The 20,202-nt window shown below is 75.5% G+C and carries 1 protein-coding gene; it reads left to right on the forward strand.

All coding sequences use genetic code 11. The annotated features are described in order from the left end of the window. The first annotated feature begins 5 nt into the window (after positions 1-5). A complete protein-coding gene (locus ACWD0J_RS02745; RefSeq protein WP_451493907.1) occupies positions 6-20,162 on the forward strand; it encodes a non-ribosomal peptide synthase/polyketide synthase in 20,157 nt (6,718 codons plus the stop codon). Positions 20,163-20,202 lie beyond the last annotated feature (40 nt).

Below are 20,202 nucleotides of genomic sequence, written 5' to 3' on the forward strand. Positions count from 1 at the left end.
AGACCATGACGTCTTCGAAGCGAGACCGCACCAAGGCCCTGCCCCAGGACCTCCAGGAGGCGATGCGCCGCCGGCTCGCCGGCCGGGCCGCCGCCGCACGCCAGGGCATCCCGCGCGCCGACCGCTCGCGGCCGCTGCCGCTGTCCTTCGCCCAGCAGCGGCTGTGGTTCCTGGACCGGCTGCGCCCCGGCGACTCCCGCTACAACAGCGCCGTCGCCCTGCGCCTGACGGGCCCGCTGGAGCCCACCGTCCTCAACCGCGCGCTGGACACCGTCGTGGAGCGGCACGAGGCGCTGCGCACCACCTTCGAGGAGAGCGACGGACGGCCCGCGCAGAGGGTGCGGCCGGCGGCCCCGGTGCCGCTGCCGGTGACCGACACACCGCCGCACGCCCTGGAGAGCGCCCTGCTCGCCGAGTACGAGCGCCCCTTCGACCTGAGCTCCGGCCCGCTCCTGCGCGCCCTGCTCCTGCGCGAGTCGGACACCGCGCACACCCTCGTGCTGACGGCCCATCACATCATTACCGACGGCTGGTCGATGGGCGTCCTGCTGGAGGAACTGTGCACCGCCTACGACGCCCTGGCCCGGGGTGCGGTGCCGGAGCTGAAGCCGGTGGCGACGCAGTACCCGGACTTCGCGGTCTGGCAGCGCGAACAGCTCTCCGGCCCCCGCCTGGAGCGCGAACTCACGTACTGGACACAGCAGTTGTCCGGTGCGGTGCCGCCGCGGCTGCCACTGGACCGCCCCCGCGACGGGGAGGAGTCCGGGGCCGGAGCCGTGCACACCTTCACCGTGCCCGCGGACGTCACCGCACGGCTGCGCGAGCTGGCGGCCGAGCAGCACACCACCCTGTTCGCCTCGCTGGTCGCCGCCTGCCAGGCCCTGCTGGCCCGCTGGTCCGGGCAGGACGACATCACCGTCGGCTCCCTGACCCCGGGACGCTCCCGCACCGACCTGGAACGCGCCGTCGGGTTCTTCGCCAACACCGTCGTCCTGCGCACCCCCGTCGACACCACCGGCTCCTTCCGTGACCTGCTCGGGGCCGCCGCGACCACCGTCAACGACGCCTTCGCGCACGGCGACACCCCGTTCGAGCGGCTGGTGGAGGCCGTGGGCACGACCCGCGAGGCGGGCCGCAACCCCCTGTTCGACGTGATGGTCCTGCTGCACCCGGCCCCGCCCACCGCGCCCGCCCTCCGCGGCCTGGCCGCCTCCCCGGTCGCCGTGGACCGGCAGGCGGCCACCTTCGACCTCAGCGTGGAGTTCGTCCCCGACGGCCCGGGCGGGGAGTGCCTGACCGGCCTCCTGGAGTACCGCACCGACCTGTTCGACACCGCCACCGCCCAGCGGATGGCCGACCAGCTGCTGCGCGTCCTGGAGGGCGCGGCCACCGCCCCGGACCGCCCCCTGGGCACACTGCCCCTGCTCACCCCGGACCAGGCCCGCCGGGTCACGGACGAGTGGAACGCCACCGCGCCGCCCGTCCCCGCCCTCACCTGCCCGGAGCTCTTCGCCCGCCAGGCGGCCCGCACCCCGCACGCCACCGCCCTGGTCGCCGGGGACGACCGCCTCGACTACGCGACGCTCGACGCCCGCGCCAACCGGCTCGCCCACCACCTCATCGCCCGCGGAGCCGGACCCGAACGCCTGGTCGCGCTCCGGCTGCCGCGCACCGCCGACCTGATCGTGGCGATGCTCGCCGTGTGGAAGTCCGGCGCCGGCTACCTGCCCCTCGACCTCGCCCTGCCCGAGGAACGCGTCCGGTTCCTGCTCGACGACGCCCGCCCCGCCCTGCTGCTGGACGAGGCCGCCCTGCGCGCGCTGCCCGCCACCCTGCCGGACACCGCCCCGGCCGGCCCTGCGGACCCGGACACCACCGCGTACGTCATCTACACCTCCGGCTCCACCGGCCGCCCCAAGGGCGTCGCCGTGACGCACCGCTCGCTCACCCACCTGCTCGCCGCGCACCGTGAAGGGTTCGTCGCCGACGCGGGCGGCGGACCGCTGCGGGTGGCGCTGACCGCGTCGTTCTCCTTCGACACCTCGCTGGAGGGCGTGCTGCTGATGGCCGACGGCCACCCGCTGCACCTGGTCGACGAGACGACCCGGCTGGACGCCGCCGCCCTGGTCGAGTACGTCGTCGGGCACCGCATCGACTTCCTCGACCTGACCCCGTCCTACCTGCGCCAGCTGCTGCCCGCCGGACTGCTCACCGACCCGCGCCACCACCCGCGGGTGCTGATGCTCGGCGGCGAGGCGATCGGCTCCGCCCTGTGGCGGGAGCTGGCCGGCCACCGGGACGTGGCCGCGTACAACTTCTACGGCCCCACCGAGTGCACGGTCGACGCCCTCGCCTGCCGGATCGAGGGCGACGGACGTCCGCTGGTGGGCCGGCCGCTGCCGCACGTGCGCGCCTACGTCCTGGACGACGGTCTTCAGCCGGTGCCGCCCGGTGTCGGCGGTGAGCTGTACCTGGCGGGCGAGCAGGTGGCGCGCGGGTACGCGGGCCGGCCCGGGCTGACCGCCGCGCGCTTCCTCGCCGACCCGTTCGGCCGGCCCGGGACGCGCATGTACCGCACGGGCGACCTGGCCCGCTGGACCGCCGACGGGCGCCTCGACTACCTCGGACGCGCCGACGACCAGGTGAAGGTGCGCGGCCACCGCATCGAGCCGGGCGAGATCGAGGCGGCGCTGCTCGACCTGCCGGACCTCACCGGCGCCGCCGTCGTCGCGGTCGCGGACGCGGACGGCCACCTGCGGCTGGCCGCCTACGTCGTACCCGCCCCGGGCGCGCAAGCGCCCGCCGCCTCGGAGCTGCGGGCGGCCTGCCGCCGGGTCCTGCCCGACCACATGGTGCCCTCGTCGTTCACCGTGCTCGACGTCCTGCCGCTGACCACCAGCGGCAAGCTGGACCGCCGTGCCCTGCCCGCCCCCGACGTCGACGCGGCCCCGCGCGAGCGGGAGTTCGTCGCACCGCGCACGCCCGACGAGGAGACGCTGGCCGGGATCTGGGCGGAGGTGCTGGGCGTCGCGAGAGTGGGCGTCACCGACAACTTCTTCGAACTCGGCGGCGACTCCATCCTCAGCATCCAGGCCGTCTCCCGCGCCCGCGCGGCGGGCCTGCGCCTGACCTCGCGGGACGTGTTCCGCCACCAGTCCGTCGCCGACCTGGCCGCCGCCGCGTCCCGGCGCACCGCCGAGGTCCCCGCGCCGCGCCGGCCGAGCGAGGACGGGCCCGCCCCGCTGACCCCGGTCCAGGAGTGGTACGTCGCCACGCACGGCGACCGGCACGGCAGCCCGCGGCTGTTCAGCATGTCGATGCTGCTCGACCTGCCGTACGGCGTCGACGAGGGCGCGCTGGAACGGGCGGTCGAGGCGCTGGCCGCCCACCACCCGGCACTGCGCACCCGCTTCACCCGCAGCGGCGACACCTGGCGGCAGCACCCCGGCGAGGGCCCGGCCGTCGGGCTGATGACCCGCCACGACCTCTCGTGCGCCGCCGATCTCCCGGCCGCTCGCTCCGCCCTCGACGCCGCCCGCGCGGCACTGGACCCGGAGACCGGCGCGCTCCTGCGCGCCGTCCTGCTGCTGCCCCCGCCCGGCGAGCGCCCCCAACTCTTCCTGACCGCGCACCACCTGGCCGTGGACAGCGTCTCCTGGCGGATCCTCCTCGGCGATCTGGAGTCGGCCTACCGGCAGGCGTCCGAGGGCGAACCGATCCGCCTGGAGCCCGTGGCGACGCCGTTCACCGACTGGGCCGCGCACCTGTCCCGCCGGGTGCGGGCCGGCGACCTGGACGACGACCTGCCGTACTGGACGGCCGAGGCCGCCGAGCCCCGCACCCCGCTGCCCGTCGACCGCCCCGGGACCCCGCTCGCCGGATCCGTGCGCACCGTCCGCACCCGGGTGGACCGCGCCACCACCGGGGCGCTGCTGCGCCGGGTGCCCGCCGCGTACCGCACGCGCGTCAACGACGTGCTGCTCAGCGCGCTGAGCCGGGTCCTCGCCGACTGGACGGGCACCGAGCGGGTGACCGTCGCCCTGGAGGGCCACGGGCGCGAGGACCTCGGGGGCGGCGGGGGCCGGCACCCGGACGAGGGGCTGGACCTGTCCCGCACAGTGGGCTGGTTCACCACCCAGTACCCCGTCACCCTCACCCCGGCCGGACCGCCCTCCGCCCCCGACTGGGGCGGCACGCTGAAGGCCGTCAAGGAGCGGCTGCGGGGCGTGCCCCGGCGCGGACTGAGCTACGAGGCGCTCGCCCGCCTGGGCTCGCCCAGTCCGGCCGCCCGCGCGCTGCGGGAGACACCGCTGCCCCAGGTGTGCTTCAACTACCACGGGCAGTGGGACACGACCGCCGGAGCGGACTTCGCCCCGGCCGCCGAGGTGCCCGGCCGGGACATCGCCGCCGACGCGCCCCTCGACCATCTGCTCGACATCTCGGCCGTCGTGGCCGACGGCGAGCTGGAACTCACCTGGCACTACAGCGACCAGGCGCACGACCCGGACACCGTACGGGAGTTGGCACAGGGCATGGTGGCGGCGCTGGCCGCGATCGCCGAGCACTGCGCCCACCCCGACGCGGGCGGCCGCACCCCTTCCGACTTCCCGCTGGCCCGCCTGGACCAGGCCGCCGTGGACCGGCTGGTGGGCGACGGCCGCTCGGTGGAGGACCTCCTCCCGCTCACCCCGCTCCAGGAGGGCATGCTCTTCCACCGCCTGATCGGCGGCCCCGACGACGTGTACGTGGACCAGGCCGCCCTGCTCCTGGACGGCGTGACCGACCCGCGGGCCTTCGCCCTGGCCTGGCAGCGGGTCACCGACCGCACGCCCGCGCTGAGAACCTCGGTGGTGTGGCAGGACGTGCCCGTGCCGCTCCAGGTCGTGCACCGCGATGTCCGCGTGCCGGTCACCCAGCTCGACTGGCGGGACATGGACCCGGCGGAGCGCGCCGACCGTCTCGGCCGGCTCCGCGCCGACGACCTCGCCCGCGGCATCGACCTCGCCGCGGCGCCGCTGATGCGGCTCACCCTCGTCCGGCTGCCCGACACCCGACTGCACCTGCTGTGGACCTCCCACCACCTCATCCTGGACGGCTGGAGCCTGGCCCAGGTGCTGACCGAGGTGTGCGAGGAGTACGCGGCGCTCACCGCCGGAAGCCCTGCGGCGTCCACCGCCGCAGACCACGCGGCGCTCGCCGGAAACCTCACGGCGCCCACTGCCGGAAGCCACGCGGCGTCCAGCGCCGCAGACCACGCGGCCTTCACCCCCGGAACCGGTTCGGCCCCGCCCGTACGCCGTCCGTTCGCCGACTACGTGCGCTGGCTGGCCGACCAGGACGCCGAGGCCGCACGGGCGCACTGGCGCGAGGCCCTCGCCGGGTTCGCCACCCCCACCCCGCTGCCCGTCGACCGGCCCCTGACCGGCACGCACGAGGCCCGGTCGACGGACGTCCACACGGCCGAGCTGTCCGACGCGGTGTCCGCGACGCTGGCCCGCACCGCCCGCGATGCCGGGCTGACCGTGAACACCGTGGTGCAGGGCGCCTGGGCGCTGCTGCTGGCCCGCTACAGCGCCGAGCCGGACGTGGTGTTCGGCACCACCGTCTCCGGACGACCCGAGGAACTGCCGGGCGTGGAGTCGATGGTGGGCATGTTCATCAACACGGTGCCCACCCGCGTCCGGGTGGACGGCCACCGCCCGGCCGTCGCCTGGCTGCGCGAACTCCAGGACACCCAGGCCGAGTCGAGGCGGTTCGCCGCCGCCTCGCTGGCCGAGCTGACCGCCCTGAGCGACGTGCCGTCCGGCACCCCGCTCTTCCACAGCATGGTCGCCTTCGAGAACTACCCCTTCGACGAGGCCCGCACCTCCGGCTCCGACATCCGTCTGGTGGACGTCACCTCCCGGGACGCCACCAACTACCCGTTGGTGCTGCGCGCCTACCAGGGCGAGCGGCTCGGCTTCGACCTGGCCTACGACCCGCACCTGTTCGACGCCGCCACCGTCCAAGCGCTCGCCGGCCGGCTCCGCCTGCTGCTCACGGAGATCGCCGAGGACCCCGGCCGGCCGCTGCGCGCCCTGGCGTGGACGACGGCCGAGGAGCGGCGGCGGATGGTGGTCGACCTCAACGGCACCGAGCACGGCCGCCCGGCCCAGACCCTGGTGGACCTCTTCGAGGCCCAGGCCGCCCGCACCCCCGACGCCACCGCCGTCACCTGCGGCGCCGACCGCCTCGACTACGCCACGCTCGACGCGGCGGCCGGCCGCCTCGCCCACCGGCTGGCCGAGGCCGGCGCCGGCCCCGAGCGGTTCGTGGCCCTCGCCCTGCCCCGCTCGGCCGACCTCGTCGTGGCCGTCCTGGCGGTCCTCAAGACGGGCGCCGCCTACCTGCCGATCGACCCCACGCTGCCCGCCGAACGCGTCGCCCACCTGCTGGCCGACGCCTCCCCGGTGGCCCTGGTGACCACCGTCGAGGCCGCGGAACGCGCACGGGACGCCGCCGTCCCGGTCGTGGCCCTGGACGACCCGGGCACCCGGACCGACCTCGCCCGCCGCCCCGCCACCGGCCCGGACCATCCGCGCCGCCCCCTGCCGGAGAGTCCCGCCTACGCCATCTACACCTCCGGCTCCACCGGCCGCCCCAAGGGCGTGGTCGTCCCGCACGCCAACGTCGTCCGCCTGTTCACCCGCACCCGCCACTGGTTCGGCTTCGACGAGAGCGACGTGTGGACGCTGTTCCACTCCTACGCCTTCGACTTCTCCGTCTGGGAGCTGTGGGGCGCCCTGCTGCACGGCGGCCGGCTCGTCGTCGTCCCCGACGACACCGCCCGCTCTCCGGAGGACTTCCTGCGCCTGCTCGCCGACGAGCGGGTCACCGTCCTGAGCCAGACCCCGTCCGCGTTCTACCCGTTGGCCCGCGCGGACGCCGAACACCCCGGACTCGGCGCGCGGCTCGCCCTGCGCACGGTGGTCTTCGGCGGTGAGGCCCTGGACGTGGCCCGGCTCGCCGACTGGTACACCCGCCACCCCGACACCGCGCCGCGCCTGGTCAACATGTACGGCATCACCGAGACCACCGTGCACGTCACGTACGCGGCACTGGACCGCACGACGGCCGGCGCGGGCACCGCGAGCCCGATCGGCACCGGCATCCCCGACCTGCGCGTCCACGTCCTCGACGACGCCCTGGCCCCCGTACCGCCGGGAGCCGTGGGCGAGATGTACGTGGCGGGGGAGGGCCTGGCGCGGGGCTACCTGGGCCGGCCCGGTCTGACCGCGACGCGTTTCCTCGCCGATCCGTTCGGCGTGCCGGGGACGCGGATGTACCGCACCGGCGACCGGGCCCGACGGCGGGCCGACGGCACACTGGAGTACCTGGGCCGAGCCGACCAGCAGGTGAAGATCCGCGGCTACCGCATCGAACCCGGCGAGATCGAGGCGGCTCTGCACACCCACCCCGGCATCGGGGAGGCGGCGGTCAGTGTCCACGAGGACGGCTCCGGAACCCGGCGGCTGGTGGCCCATGTCGTCGGCCGCGCCGGCGCCGAGCCGCCGTCAGCCGCCGAACTCCGCGCCCACCTGGAGCGGTCGCTGCCCGCGCACATGGTGCCCGCCGCCTACGTGCCGATGGCGGCCCTGCCGCTGACCGTCAACGGCAAGCTCGACCGGCGCGCGCTGCCCGCCCCCGGACCCGACGGGTTCGCCACAAGCACCGAGCGCCGCGCGCCGCGCACCCCCGCCGAGCGGGCCGTCGCCGCCGCCTGGACGGACGTGCTCGACACCGGCGAGGTGACAGCCGACGACGACTTCTTCGCCCTCGGCGGTGACTCGATCCTCGCCGTCCGCGTCGTCTCACGGCTGCGCGCCGCCTTCGGCACGGACGTCTCGCCCCGGCTGCTGTTCACCCACCCCACGGTGTCCGCCCTGGCCGCGGCTCTCGGTGACCCGGCGGAGAACGGCGGCACACCGGCCGACGTCATCCCGGCCGCCGATCCCGGCACTCCGGCGCCGCTGTCGTACGCCCAGCAGCGGCTGTGGTTCCTCGACCGCTTCGAGCCGGGCAGCACCGAGTACACGACGCTGTCCGTGCTGCGGCTGCGCGGTCCGCTCGACGAGACCGCCCTGCGCGCCGCCCTCTGCGGCCTGGTGGCCCGGCACGAGGCGCTGCGCACCACGTTCACCGAACAGGACGGCCAGGCACGGCAGATCGTGCACCCGCCGTACCCGGTGGAGCTGCCGCTGGACGACCTCACCGGCGCCCGCGACCGGCTGGACGCCCTCGTAGAACGCGAGGCCGCCCTCCCGTTCGACCTGAGCACCGGACCGCTGCTGCGGGCGCGTCTGGTGCGCCTGGCCGACGACGAGCACGTGCTGGTCCTGGCCGTGCACCACATCGTGACCGACGGCTGGTCCGTCGGCGTGCTCGGCCGGGACCTGGGCGAGCTGTACGCGGCCGCCCTGGAGGGCCGCGCGCCCCGGCTGCCGCACCTGCCCGTCCGGTACGCGGACCACGCCGTGTGGCAGCGTGCCCGCACCGATCACGTGGACAAGCAACTCGCCTACTGGCGGGACACCCTGGACGGCATCACCCCGCTGGAGCCGCCCACCGACCGGCCGCGCCCCGCCGTCCGCACCCGCGAAGGCGCACTGGTGACCTTCACCCTGCCCGCTCCGCTCACCGAGCGGCTGCGCGAGACGGGCCGCGAGGCCGACGCCACCCTCTACATGACCCTGCTGACGGCCTGCACGGTCCTCCTCTCCCGCTGGGCGGACCAGGAGGACATCGCCGTCGGCACGGTCACGGCGGGCCGGGAGCGGCCCGAACTCCACGACGTGGTCGGCATGTTCGTCAACACCCTCGTGCTGCGCAACCGGGTGGAGGCCGGCCTGTCGTTCCGCGCCCTGCTGGAACGGGTCCGCTCCACCGTGCTGGACGCGTTCGCCCACCAGGAGGTGCCGTTCGAGAAGCTGGTGGACGCCCTCCAGCCCGAACGGGACACCAGCCGCACCCCCTTGTTCCAGGTGATGGTGGCACTGCACAACCTGGGCGCCCAGGTCCCCGGTCTGCCGGGGCTGACCGTCGAACCGCTCACGCCGCCGGTCCGGCACGCCGCCTACGACCTCGCCTTCGACTTCGTCGAGAGCGACGGCGGCGTCACCGGCTACCTGGAGTACGACACCGGCCTGTTCGACCCCGACACCGCCGAACGCCTCGCCGCACGGCTGCGGTTGCTGCTGGAGGCGGCGGCCGAGGATCCGCACCGGGACGCCCGCGCGCTGCCGTTGCTGACGGCCGCCGAACAGCGTCAGGTGCTCGACGAGTGGCAGGGCGGCCACCTGCCCGCGGCGGCCACCGCCTTCCCCGCCCTGTTCGAAACGCAGGCGGCGCGCACGCCGTACGCGACCGCCCTGGTGGCCCGGGACGAAACGCTCACCTTCGCCGCCCTGAACGAGCGCGCCAACCGGCTCGCCCACCACCTCATCACCCTGGGCGTCGGCCCGGAGCGCGTGGTCGCCGTGCGGCTGCCGCGCACCTCGGAACTGCTGGTGGCCGTGTTCGCCGTGCTCAAGGCGGGCGGCACCCTGCTGTGCCTCGACCCGGACCTCCCCGAGGAGCGCGTCGCGTTCCTCCTCGCGGACGCCGCGCCGCACACGGTCCTGACGGCCGACGCCCTGCGCGAGACGCCCTGGGACCGACGGCCCGCCCACGACCCCACCGACGCCGACCGGCTCGCCCCGCTGCACCCGGACAGCGCGGCCTACATCATCTACACCTCCGGCTCCACCGGCCGTCCCAAGGGCGTCACCGTGGAACACCGCCACCTGGTCAACCTCTGCCACGACCACCGGGAAGGACTCGTCGCCCCGCACACCGCCGACGGGCGCCGGCTCAAGGCCGCGCTCAGCGCCTCGTTCTCCTTCGACACCTCCTGGGAGGGGCCGCTGCTGCTCGCCCTCGGCCAGGAGGTCCACCTCGTCGACGAGGACGTACGCCTGGACCCGGAGGCGTTCTGCGCCCAGGTGGACCGGCGGGAACTGGACCTGGTGAACGTCACCCCGTCCTTCCTGCGCGAACTCACCGCCGCCGGACTCCTCGCCCCCGGCCGTCACCACCCGCGCCTGCTGCTGGTGGGCGGCGAGGCGGTCGGCCCCGACACCTGGGCCGAACTCTGCGCGGCGCAGGCCGACTTCGGTGTCACCGCGTACAACATGTACGGCCCCACCGAGACCACCGTCGACGCCGTCTACGGCCGCTGCGCCGACCGGCCCGGCCGCCCCGTCATCGGCCGCCCCGGCCGCAACCTGCGCGCCTACGTCCTCGACGGCGCGCTGCGCCCGGTCCCGCCCGGTGTGCCCGGCGAGCTGTACCTCGCCGGGGCGCAGGTCGCCCGCGGCTACCTGAACCGGCCTGGCCTGACCGCCGCCCGTTTCCTCGCCGATCCGTTCGGGGCGCCGGGGGAGCGGATGTACCGCACCGGCGACCGCGCCCGCTGGGACACGTCCGGGCTGCTGGAGTTCCTGGGCCGGGCCGACGAGCAGATCAAGATCCGCGGTTTCCGCATCGAGCCCGGTGAGGTGGAGGCGGCCCTGCTCGCCCTGCCGGAGGTCACCGACGCCGCCGTGGCCGCCCGCGAACACGCCGGGCGCGCCATGCTGGTGGCGTACGTGGTGCCCGTCGGTGAGCGGCCTCCTTCCGCCGACGAACTGCGGGTGCGGCTGCGGCGGACCCTGCCGGACCACATGGTGCCCGCCGCGTTCGTGCCGCTGACGCGGATACCGCGCACCAGCAGCGGCAAGACCGACCGCCGCGCCCTGCCCGCCCCGCCCGTCCAGCCCGACAGCAGCACACCGTACGTGGCACCCCGGCCCGGAGCCGAGGAGCGACTGGCCGCCATCTGGGCCGAGGTGCTGGGCGTGGAACGGGTGGGCGCCCGGGACAACTTCTTCGCGCTGGGCGGTGATTCGATCCTCAGCATCCAGATCGTCTCCCGCGCCCGCCGGGCGGGCCTCGCACTGACCACGAAGGACGTCTTCCGCCACCAGACGATCGCCGAACTCGCCCTGCGGGTCGCCGAGTCGGCGCCACGGCCGGCGGTCGGCACGGACGACAGCCCGCCCGCCGAGGCACCGTTGACGCCCATCCAGCGCTGGTACCTCGACGGCCGCCGCCCCGGCGACGCGCTGCGCTTCACCATGACCCAGCGCCTCGAACTGGCCGCCGCCACCGACCTGTCGGCGTTGGAACAGGCGGTCGACGCCCTCGTCCGCCACCATCCGGCCCTGCGCACCCGGTTCCGGCAGACCGGCGACGGCTGGCGCCAGGAGGTGCTGCCGCAGGCGCCGGACGGCGTGTTCACCCGCCACACCGTGGCCCACCCCGACGCCCCGGCACTGGAGGCGGAGGTGCAGCGAGCCGCGGACGCGGCACAGGGCTCACTCGACCCCACCGCGGGCCGCGTCGTCCGCGTCCTGCTCTTCGACCGGGGCCCGGAACACCCCGCGCAGCTGCTGATCACCGTGCATCACCTGGTCGTCGACGGCGTCTCCTGGCGCATCCTGCTCGGCGACCTGGAGACCGCCCACTGCGCCGCCGCGGCCGGGCGGCCCGCCGAACTCCCGCCGGTGAGCACCGCGTTCGGCCACTGGGCGGCGCGGCTGGAACAGCACACGCGATCCGGCGCCCTGGACGCCGACCTGGCCCACTGGACCCGCACCGCCGCCGCCCCGGCCGCCCTGCCCGCCGGCCGGCCCGGCGCCAACACCCACGGCACCGCCGCCACCGTCACCGTGTCGCTGGCGCCCGAGGAGACACAGGCGCTGCTGCGCCAGGTCCCCGACGTCTACCGCACCCAGGTCAACGACGTCCTGCTCAGCGCTCTCGGCCGCACCCTGGCCCGCTGGTGCGAGCGCGACACGGTCCTCGTCGGGGTGGAAGGGCACGGCCGGGAAGACCTCTTCGACGACCTGGACCTGTCGCGGACCGTGGGCTGGTTCACCGCGGAGTTCCCCCTCGCCCTGACCACCGTGCCCGACGCCGGCTGGCGCGCCACCCTGCGGTCGGTGAAGGAGCAGCTGCGCGCGGTGCCGCTGCACGGCCTCAGTCACGGCGCCCTGCGCCACCTGCTGCCCGGCAGCCCGCTCGCCGACACCCCGCCGCCGCAGGTCGGCTTCAACTACCACGGCCGCTGGGACGCCGGCAGCGGCACCGGGGACGGCCTGTTCAGGGCCGCGCTCCCGCCGGCCGGCCGCGACACCGACCCGGACGAGACCCGCCCCTACCTCCTGGACATCACGGGCGTGGTCCAGGACGGCCGGCTCGAACTCGGCTGGACCTACCCGAGCGCCGTCTACGACGAGTCCACCGTGCGGCAGCTGGCCGAACAGATGTGCGCGGCGCTCCGCGACATCGTGGCGCACTGCGCCGACCCGGACGCGGGCGGCCGCACCCCCTCCGACTTCCCCCTCGCCGGCCTCACCCAGGAGCAGCTCGACCGGCTGGTGGGCGACGGACGGCAGGTGGCGGACGTCCTGCCGCTGACGCCCCTGCAGTCCGGCATGCTCTTCCACGGCCTCGTCGACACGGCCGGCGCCTACTTCGACCGTACGGCGGTCCGGCTGACCGGAGTGGCCGATCCCAGGGCGTTCGCGACGGCCTGGCAGCAGGTCGCCGACCGCACCCCGGCCCTGCGCACCAGCGTCCACTGGCAGGGCCTGCCGCACCCCGTCCAGGTCGTCCACCACCGCGTGGAGCTGCCCGTCACCCACCTGGACTGGCGCGGGCTGACGCCCGGACAGCGGGCGGAGGCGACCGACCAGCTGCTCGCCGAGGACCGCGCGGCGGGCATGGAGCTGACCGCCGCGCCGCTCACCCGGATCTCACTGGCCGCCCTGCCCGACGACGAGATCCTGCTGCTGTGGTCGTCCCACCACCTGATCCTGGACGGCTGGAGCTCCGGGCAGCTGCTCACCGAAGTGTGCGAGCGGTACGCCGCGCTCACCGGCGGCCAGGACACCGCACCGCCCGCGCGGCGGCCGTTCGCGGACTTCCTGCACTGGCTGCGCGAGCAGGACGCCGACGGAGGGACGGCCGAACGCCACTGGGCCGACGCCCTCGCCGGCTTCACCGAGCGCACCCCGCTGCCGTACGACCGCACCCCCGCCGAGGCACACCGGGCCCGCTCCGCCGAGTCCGTCCACCACGAGCTGGACGCGGACGTGTCACGGCGGCTGCGGGAGACGGCGGCCCGCGGCGGACTGACCGTCAACACCGTGGTGCAGGCCGCCTGGGCGCTGCTCCTGGCCCGCTACAGCGGACGCGACGACGTCGTGTTCGGCACGACCGTCTCCGGCCGTCCCGCCGAACTGCCCGGCGTCGACACCATGATCGGCATGTTCATCAACACCGTGCCCACCCGGGTACGGGTCCGGGGCGACGGCGTCCTGCCCTGGCTGCGCGGCCTTCAGGAGCGGCAGAGCGAGGACCGGCGCTTCGACTTCCTCTCCCTCGCCCGCGTCCAGGCGCTCACCGGCGTCCCGCCCAGAGAAGCCCTGTTCGACAGCATGGTGGTGTTCGAGAACTACCCGGTCGACGAGTCGGCCGCCGCCCGGACCGGCGTGGGCGTGGCGGAGGTGCGGGCCGACGACGCCACCACCTTCCCGCTGTGCCTGCGCGCCCACCTGACCGACCGGCTCGGCTTCGACCTGGCCTACGACCCCGCCTTCTTCGACCGCGCCACGGTGGAACAAGCGACGGCTCGCCTGGCCGTCCTGCTCACACGGTTCGCCGACGGCCTCGACGGTGACGTCGGCGACCTCGAACCGCTCACCGCCGAGGACCGGCGGCTGCTGGCGGAGTGGCACACCACCGCCCGCCGGGCGGAGCCGCGCAGCCCGGTGGACCTGTTCGCCGAGCAGGCCCGCCGCACCCCCCACGCCCTCGCGCTGGACGACGGCGACCGGCGGGTGACCTACCGCGAACTCGCCGACTGGTCCGACCGCGTGGCGTCCCGCCTGCTCGCGGACGGTCTGGCCGCCGAGGACGGGGTGGCCCTGCTCATGGACCGCGGCGCCGAACTCGTCGCCGCCCAGCTCGCGGTCCTCAAGGCGGGCGGCGCCTACGTGCCGATCGACACCCGCGCCCCCGAGGAGCGGCGCCGGGCGATGCTCACGCAGGCGGGCGTCAGGGCCCGCCTCACCGCCGAGGACGTCACCGCGGCGCGCCACGCTCCCTGGCCGGGCCCCGCCGCCGTACCGGCGGATCCCGACCGGCTGGCCTACGTCATGTTCACCTCCGGATCCACCGGAGTGCCCAAGGCCGTGGCGGTACGCCACCGCGATGTGGCGTCCCTGGCCACCGACAGCCGGTTCGCCGACGGGGTGTGCGCCCGCGTGCTGCTGCACTCGCCGGTCGCCTTCGACGCCGCCACCTTCGAGGTGTGGGCGCCCCTGCTCACCGGCGGCTGCGTGGTCGTGGCCCCCGGGGAGACGGTGGACGCGGCCCTGCTGCGGCGGCTGACCGGCGGCACGGGGCTGACCGCCCTGTGGCTGACGGCGGGCCTCTTCCGCCTCCTGGCCCAGGACGCGCCGGACTGCTTCGCGGGCCTGCGCCAGGTGTGGACCGGCGGCGACGTGGTCCCCGCGGCGGCCGTGCGCCGGGTGCTGGCCGCCTGCCCCGGCCTGACCGTCGTGGACGGCTACGGCCCGACCGAGACCACGACCTTCGCCACCGCCCACGCGCTCGGCGATGCGACGGCCGTACCCGAGACCGTGCCCATCGGCCGGCCCCTGGACGACAAGCGGGTCCACGTCCTGGACGCCCGGATGCGTCCCGTCCCGCCGGGCTGCGCGGGCGAGCTGTACGTCGCCGGCGAGGGCGTGGCACGCGGCTACCTGGGCCGTCCGGGCGAGAGCGCCCGCCGCTTCCTCGCGGACCCGTCCGGCCCGCCCGGAGCCCGGATGTACCGCACCGGTGACCTGGCCCGGCGCCGCCCGGACGGCACGGCCGAGTTCCTGGGCCGCGCCGACGACCAGGTGAAGATCCGCGGCTTCCGGGTGGAGCCCGGCGAGGTGGCGGCCGCCCTGGCGGCCCACGCCGGTGTCGTGGACGTGGCGGTGGTGGCCCGCGAGGACCGGCCCGGCGCCCGCCGCCTGGTCGCCTACGTCGTCGGCCCGGCCGCGGACCACCCAAAGGAGCTGCGCGCACACGCCCGCCGCACGCTCCCCGACTACCTGGTGCCCTCCGCGTTCGTCGCGCTGACGGCGCTCCCGCTGAGCGGCAACGGCAAGGTGGACCAGGCGGCCCTCCCGGCACCGGAGCCGGACGCCGGCGCGGGACGGGGCACACACCGCGCACCGCGCACCGAGGCCGAACGCCGTACCGTGGACGTCTTCGCGGAGGTGCTCGGCGGACAACCCCTCGGCGTGAGCGACGACTTCTTCGCGCTGGGCGGTGATTCCATCCTCAGCATCCGCCTCGCCTCCCGCCTGGCCGAGGAGTTCGGCACCACCCTCTCCCCACGCGCCGTGTTCACCCATCCCACGCCCGCCGCACTCGCCGCGCTGCTCACCGGGGACCGGACCGCCGAGGAGACCCGTCCCGCCATCGTGCCGGTGGACCGGGACGCGACGGCACCGATGTCGTACGCGCAGCAACGCCTGTGGTTCCTGGAGGAGTTCGCGCCCGGCGGCACCGAGTACGTCACCGCCCTGGCACTGCGCCTGCGCGGCCGGCTCGACCCCCGGGCCCTCGCGGCGGCGCTGGGCGAGCTGGTGGCCCGGCACGAGTCGCTGCGTACCACCTTCGACACGGTGGACGGCCAGGGCGTGCAGATCGTCCATCCGCCGCGGCAGGTGCCGCTGCCGCTCGACGACCTGTCCCAGCTGCCCGAGGGCGACCGCACAGCCCGCCTGGAGGAGCTGCTCGCGGCCGACCGCGCCCGCCCGTTCGACCTGCGCGAGGGCCCCCTGCTGCGGACCGGCCTGATCCGACTGGCCGACGACGAGCACGTCCTGACCCTCACGCTGCACCACATCGTCACCGACGGCTGGTCGACCGCCGTCCTCACCGGCGACCTCGCCCACCTGTACCGGGCCGAGCTGGACCCGGCCACCGGGCCACTGCCGGCACTGCCGGTCCAGTACGCCGACTACGCCCAGTGGCAGCGCACCACCAGCGGCAGCGAGCGACAACTGGCCTACTGGAAAGAGCAGTTGGCCGGCATCGAACCGTTGGACCTGCCCACCGACCGGCCCCGCCCGCCGATCCGCACCCGGTCCGGTGCGACCGCCCCGCTCGCCCTGCCGCCCCGCACCGCCCGCCGCCTCGCGCAGGTCGGCCGGGACCGCGGAGCCACCCTCTTCACCACGCTGGTCGCCGCCGCGCAGACCTTCCTCGCCCGGCTGAGCGGCGGGCGGGACATCACCGTCGGCACCGTCACCTCGGGACGCGAGCAGGCCGAGATCCAGCAGCTGATCGGGTTCTTCGTCAACACGTTGGTGCTGCGCTCGCACGTCGACGCCGACCGTCCCTTCCCCGAGTTCCTCGACGACGTCCGGCGGACCGTGCTGGACGCCTTCGCCCACCAGGAGGTGCCGTTCGAGCAGGTGGTGGACGAGGTGCGACCGGTGCGCGACACCAGCCGCACCCCGCTCTTCCAGGTGATGGTCGTCCTCCAGAACACCCCGGCCGCCGCTCTCGATCTGCCAGGCCTGGAGGTGTCCGGCGTCGAGACGGAGCTCCAGCACGCCGCGTTCGACCTCACCCTGGAGTTCGCCGAGACGGAATCCGGCGCACTGCACGGCCTGCTCACCTACAACACCGACCTGTTCGACGCGGCCACCGCCGGGCACCTGGCCGACCAGCTCACCACCCTGCTGACCGCCGTGGCCGACGACCCGCACCGCCCCCTCGGCGCCCTGCCGCTCGCCTCCGACGAGGACCTCAAGGCCTTGCTGGACCAGGGACGGGGCACCGCCCGGCCGGTCCCGGCGGCGACGCTGCCCGAGCTGTTCGAACGGCAGGCGGCGGACACCCCCGACGCCGTGGCGCTGGAGGACGCGCGACGGCAGCTGTCGTACGCCGAACTCGACCGCGCCGCCAACCGGCTCGCCCACCGGCTGATCGCCCGCGGCGTCGGACCCGAGGAGATCGTCGCCGTCGCCCTGCCCCGCGCCGCGGAGACGGTGGTGGCGCAGCTCGCCGTCGCCAAGGCGGGCGGCGCCTTCCTGCCCGTCGACCCCGACTACCCCGAACAGCGGCGGGAGTTCATGGTGCGCGACGCGGGCGCCCGGGTGGTTCTCGCGGATCCGGCGGACGTCTGGGTGGCGGACGGCCCCGACACCGCGCCCACCGACACCGACCGCACCACCGCCCTCACCGCCGACCATCCCGCGTACGTCATCTACACCTCCGGATCCACCGGCACCCCCAAGGGCGTGGTGGTGACCCACTGCGGCCTGGCGGGCTTCGCCACGGCCGCCGCCGAGCGGTACGCGGCGGGCCCCGGCGACCGGGTGCTCCAGTTCGCCTCGCCCAGCTTCGACGCCTCCGTCCTCGAACTGTGCGTCTCCCTGCTCAGCGGTGCCGCCCTGGTGACGGGGGAGGAGGGGCCGCTGGTCGGCGAACGGCTGGCCGAGGTGCTCGCCGAACGCCGCATCAGCCACACCCTGATCCCGCCGGCCGCGCTGGCCACCCTGGCGCCGGAGACCTCCGGCACCCTGCCCCACCTGCGAACCCTGATCGTCGGCGCCGAGGCCTGCCCGTCCGACCTCGTGGAACGGTGGGCGCCCGGCCGCCGCATGATCAACTCCTACGGGCCCACCGAGGCCACCGTGGTCGCCACCTGGACCGGCCCGCTGAGCCCCGGGGGCGAGGCCCCGCCGATCGGCCGTCCGGCCGGCGCCACCCGCGTGTACGTCCTCGACGCGGCCCTGCGGCCCGTCCCGCCCGGCGTGACGGGGGAGCTGTACGTGGCGGGGCCGGGCCTGGCCCGCGGCTACCTCGGCCGGCCGGGCCTGACCGCCCGGCGCTTCGTCGCGGACCCGTTCGGCGCGGCGGGAGACCGCATGTACCGCACCGGCGACCTGGTGCGCTGGGGTGCCGGGGGCGACCTGCGCTTCGTCGGGCGCGCGGACGACCAGATCAAGCTGCGCGGCTTCCGGATCGAGCCGGGGGAGACCGAGAGCGCGCTGCGCCGCAGCCCGCACGTGCGTGACGCGGTCGTCGTGGTACGCACCGACGGTCCCGGCGGACAGCCGTCCGAGGGTCCCGGACGGCTGGTGGCGTACGTGGTCCCCGCCGACGAGAGCGCTGACGAGAGCGCCGACGAAAGCGGCGAGAAGGGCGGGGAGGAGAGCCTCGGCGGGCTGCCCGTCGCCGCGCTGCGCGAGCACCTCGCCGGGCTGCTGCCGCCGCACATGGTCCCGGCCGTGTTCGTGCCGCTTCAGCGGCTGCCGCTGACCCCCAACGGCAAGACGGACCGGCGCGCCCTGCCCGCGCCCGGCCCCGCGCACACCGCCGCCGGCCCGCGCACCGCACCCCGTACGGACACCGAACGCCGTATCGCCCGTGTCTGGACGGACGTCCTCGGCGTGGAGGACATCGGCGTGGACGACAACTTCTTCCACCTCGGCGGCGACTCCATCCTGAGCATGCAGGTGGTGTCCCGGCTGCGGCGCGAGGGCCTGCACCTGGCCACCCGGGACCTGTTCACCCACCAGACCGTCGCCGAACTGGCCACCGTGGTCGGCGCCGCACCCCAGCACACCGGTGACGGACCGGCGACCGGCACGGTCCCCCTCACCCCGATCCAGGAGTGGTTCCTCACCACACCGCGCGCCGACCACACCCACTTCAACCAGTCGGCGCTGCTGGAACTCGACGGCACCCCCGACACCGCCGCCCTGGAAAGGGCCCTGAACGCCCTGCTGGAACACCATGACGCGCTGCGTATGCGCTTCACCAGGGACGCCGACGGCTGGCACCAGTTCAACCCGCCGCCAGGAGAGACCCAGGGGTTCCTCGCCCGCCACGACCTGACGGGCCTGTCGGCGAAGGACGCCCACACGGCCATGGAGAGAGCCGCCGATGACCTGCACACCGGCTTCGACCTCGGCCGGGGCCCGCTGCTGAAGGCGGCCCTGTTCACCGGCGCGGCCGCAGGTGAAGCCCCGGGCGCGGACGAACAGGCCGACGGCGGCTCGGCCTTCGTCCTCCTGGTCGCCCATCACCTGGTGGTGGACGCCGTCTCCTGGCGGATCCTCGCCGACGACCTGGAGGCCGCCTACGGGCAGGCCGTGCGCGGCGAACCCGTCAGCCTGGGGGAGCGCACCACCTCCTTCCGTGCGTGGGCCCGCGCCCTCGCGGCGCACGTCGCCGAGGGCGGCCTGGACCACGAACTGCCGTACTGGGAGGAGGCCGTGGCCGCCGGGCGGCTCCCGGTCGCCGCCGAACCCGATCCGACCGCGCGGGAGGCGGGCACGCTCACCGTCGAACTGGGGGAGGACGACACAGCGGCACTGCTGCGGGCCGCGCCGGCCGCCTACCGCACCCGCGTCAACGACGTCCTCCTGGCCGCGCTGGCGCTGGCGCTGGCCCGCTGGACCGGCAGCGACCGGGTCCGCCTCGACCTCGAAGGGCACGGCCGCGAGGACCTGCTCGACGACGTGGATCTCTCCCGCACGGTCGGCTGGTTCACCACCATCCACCCGGTCGCCCTCCACGTACCCGAACCGGACCACCTCGGCCCCGACCGGAACTGGCGTTCCCTGGTGAAGTCGGTGCGCCGCCAGCTGCGTTCCGTGCCCGGCAACGGGCTGGGCTTCGGGGCCCTGCGCACCTTCGGGCCGCCCGAGGCCCGCGAGCGGCTCGGCGCCGCGGCCCACGGCCAGGTGGTCTTCAACTACCTCGGTCAGTGGGACGCCCGCCCCGCGGCCTCCGGCGGCGGCCTGGTCCGCGCCGAGCACGGCTCCTTCGGCCAGGACCACGATCCCCGGGACAGCGGATCGCATCCGCTGGAGGTGGTCGGCGCGGTGCGGGACGGGCGCCTCGCGTTCACCTGGCACCACCGTTCCGGGACGTACGGCACGGCGACCGTGCGGCGCGTCGCCGAGGACTTCGCCGAAGCGCTGCGCCACATCGCCCGGCAGGCGAGGGGGAGCGTGTGACCACATCCCGCCCCGGTGCCCCGGCACCGCGAGCCCACGG

It is taken from the genome of Streptomyces sp. NPDC003011, from assembly GCF_053591515.1.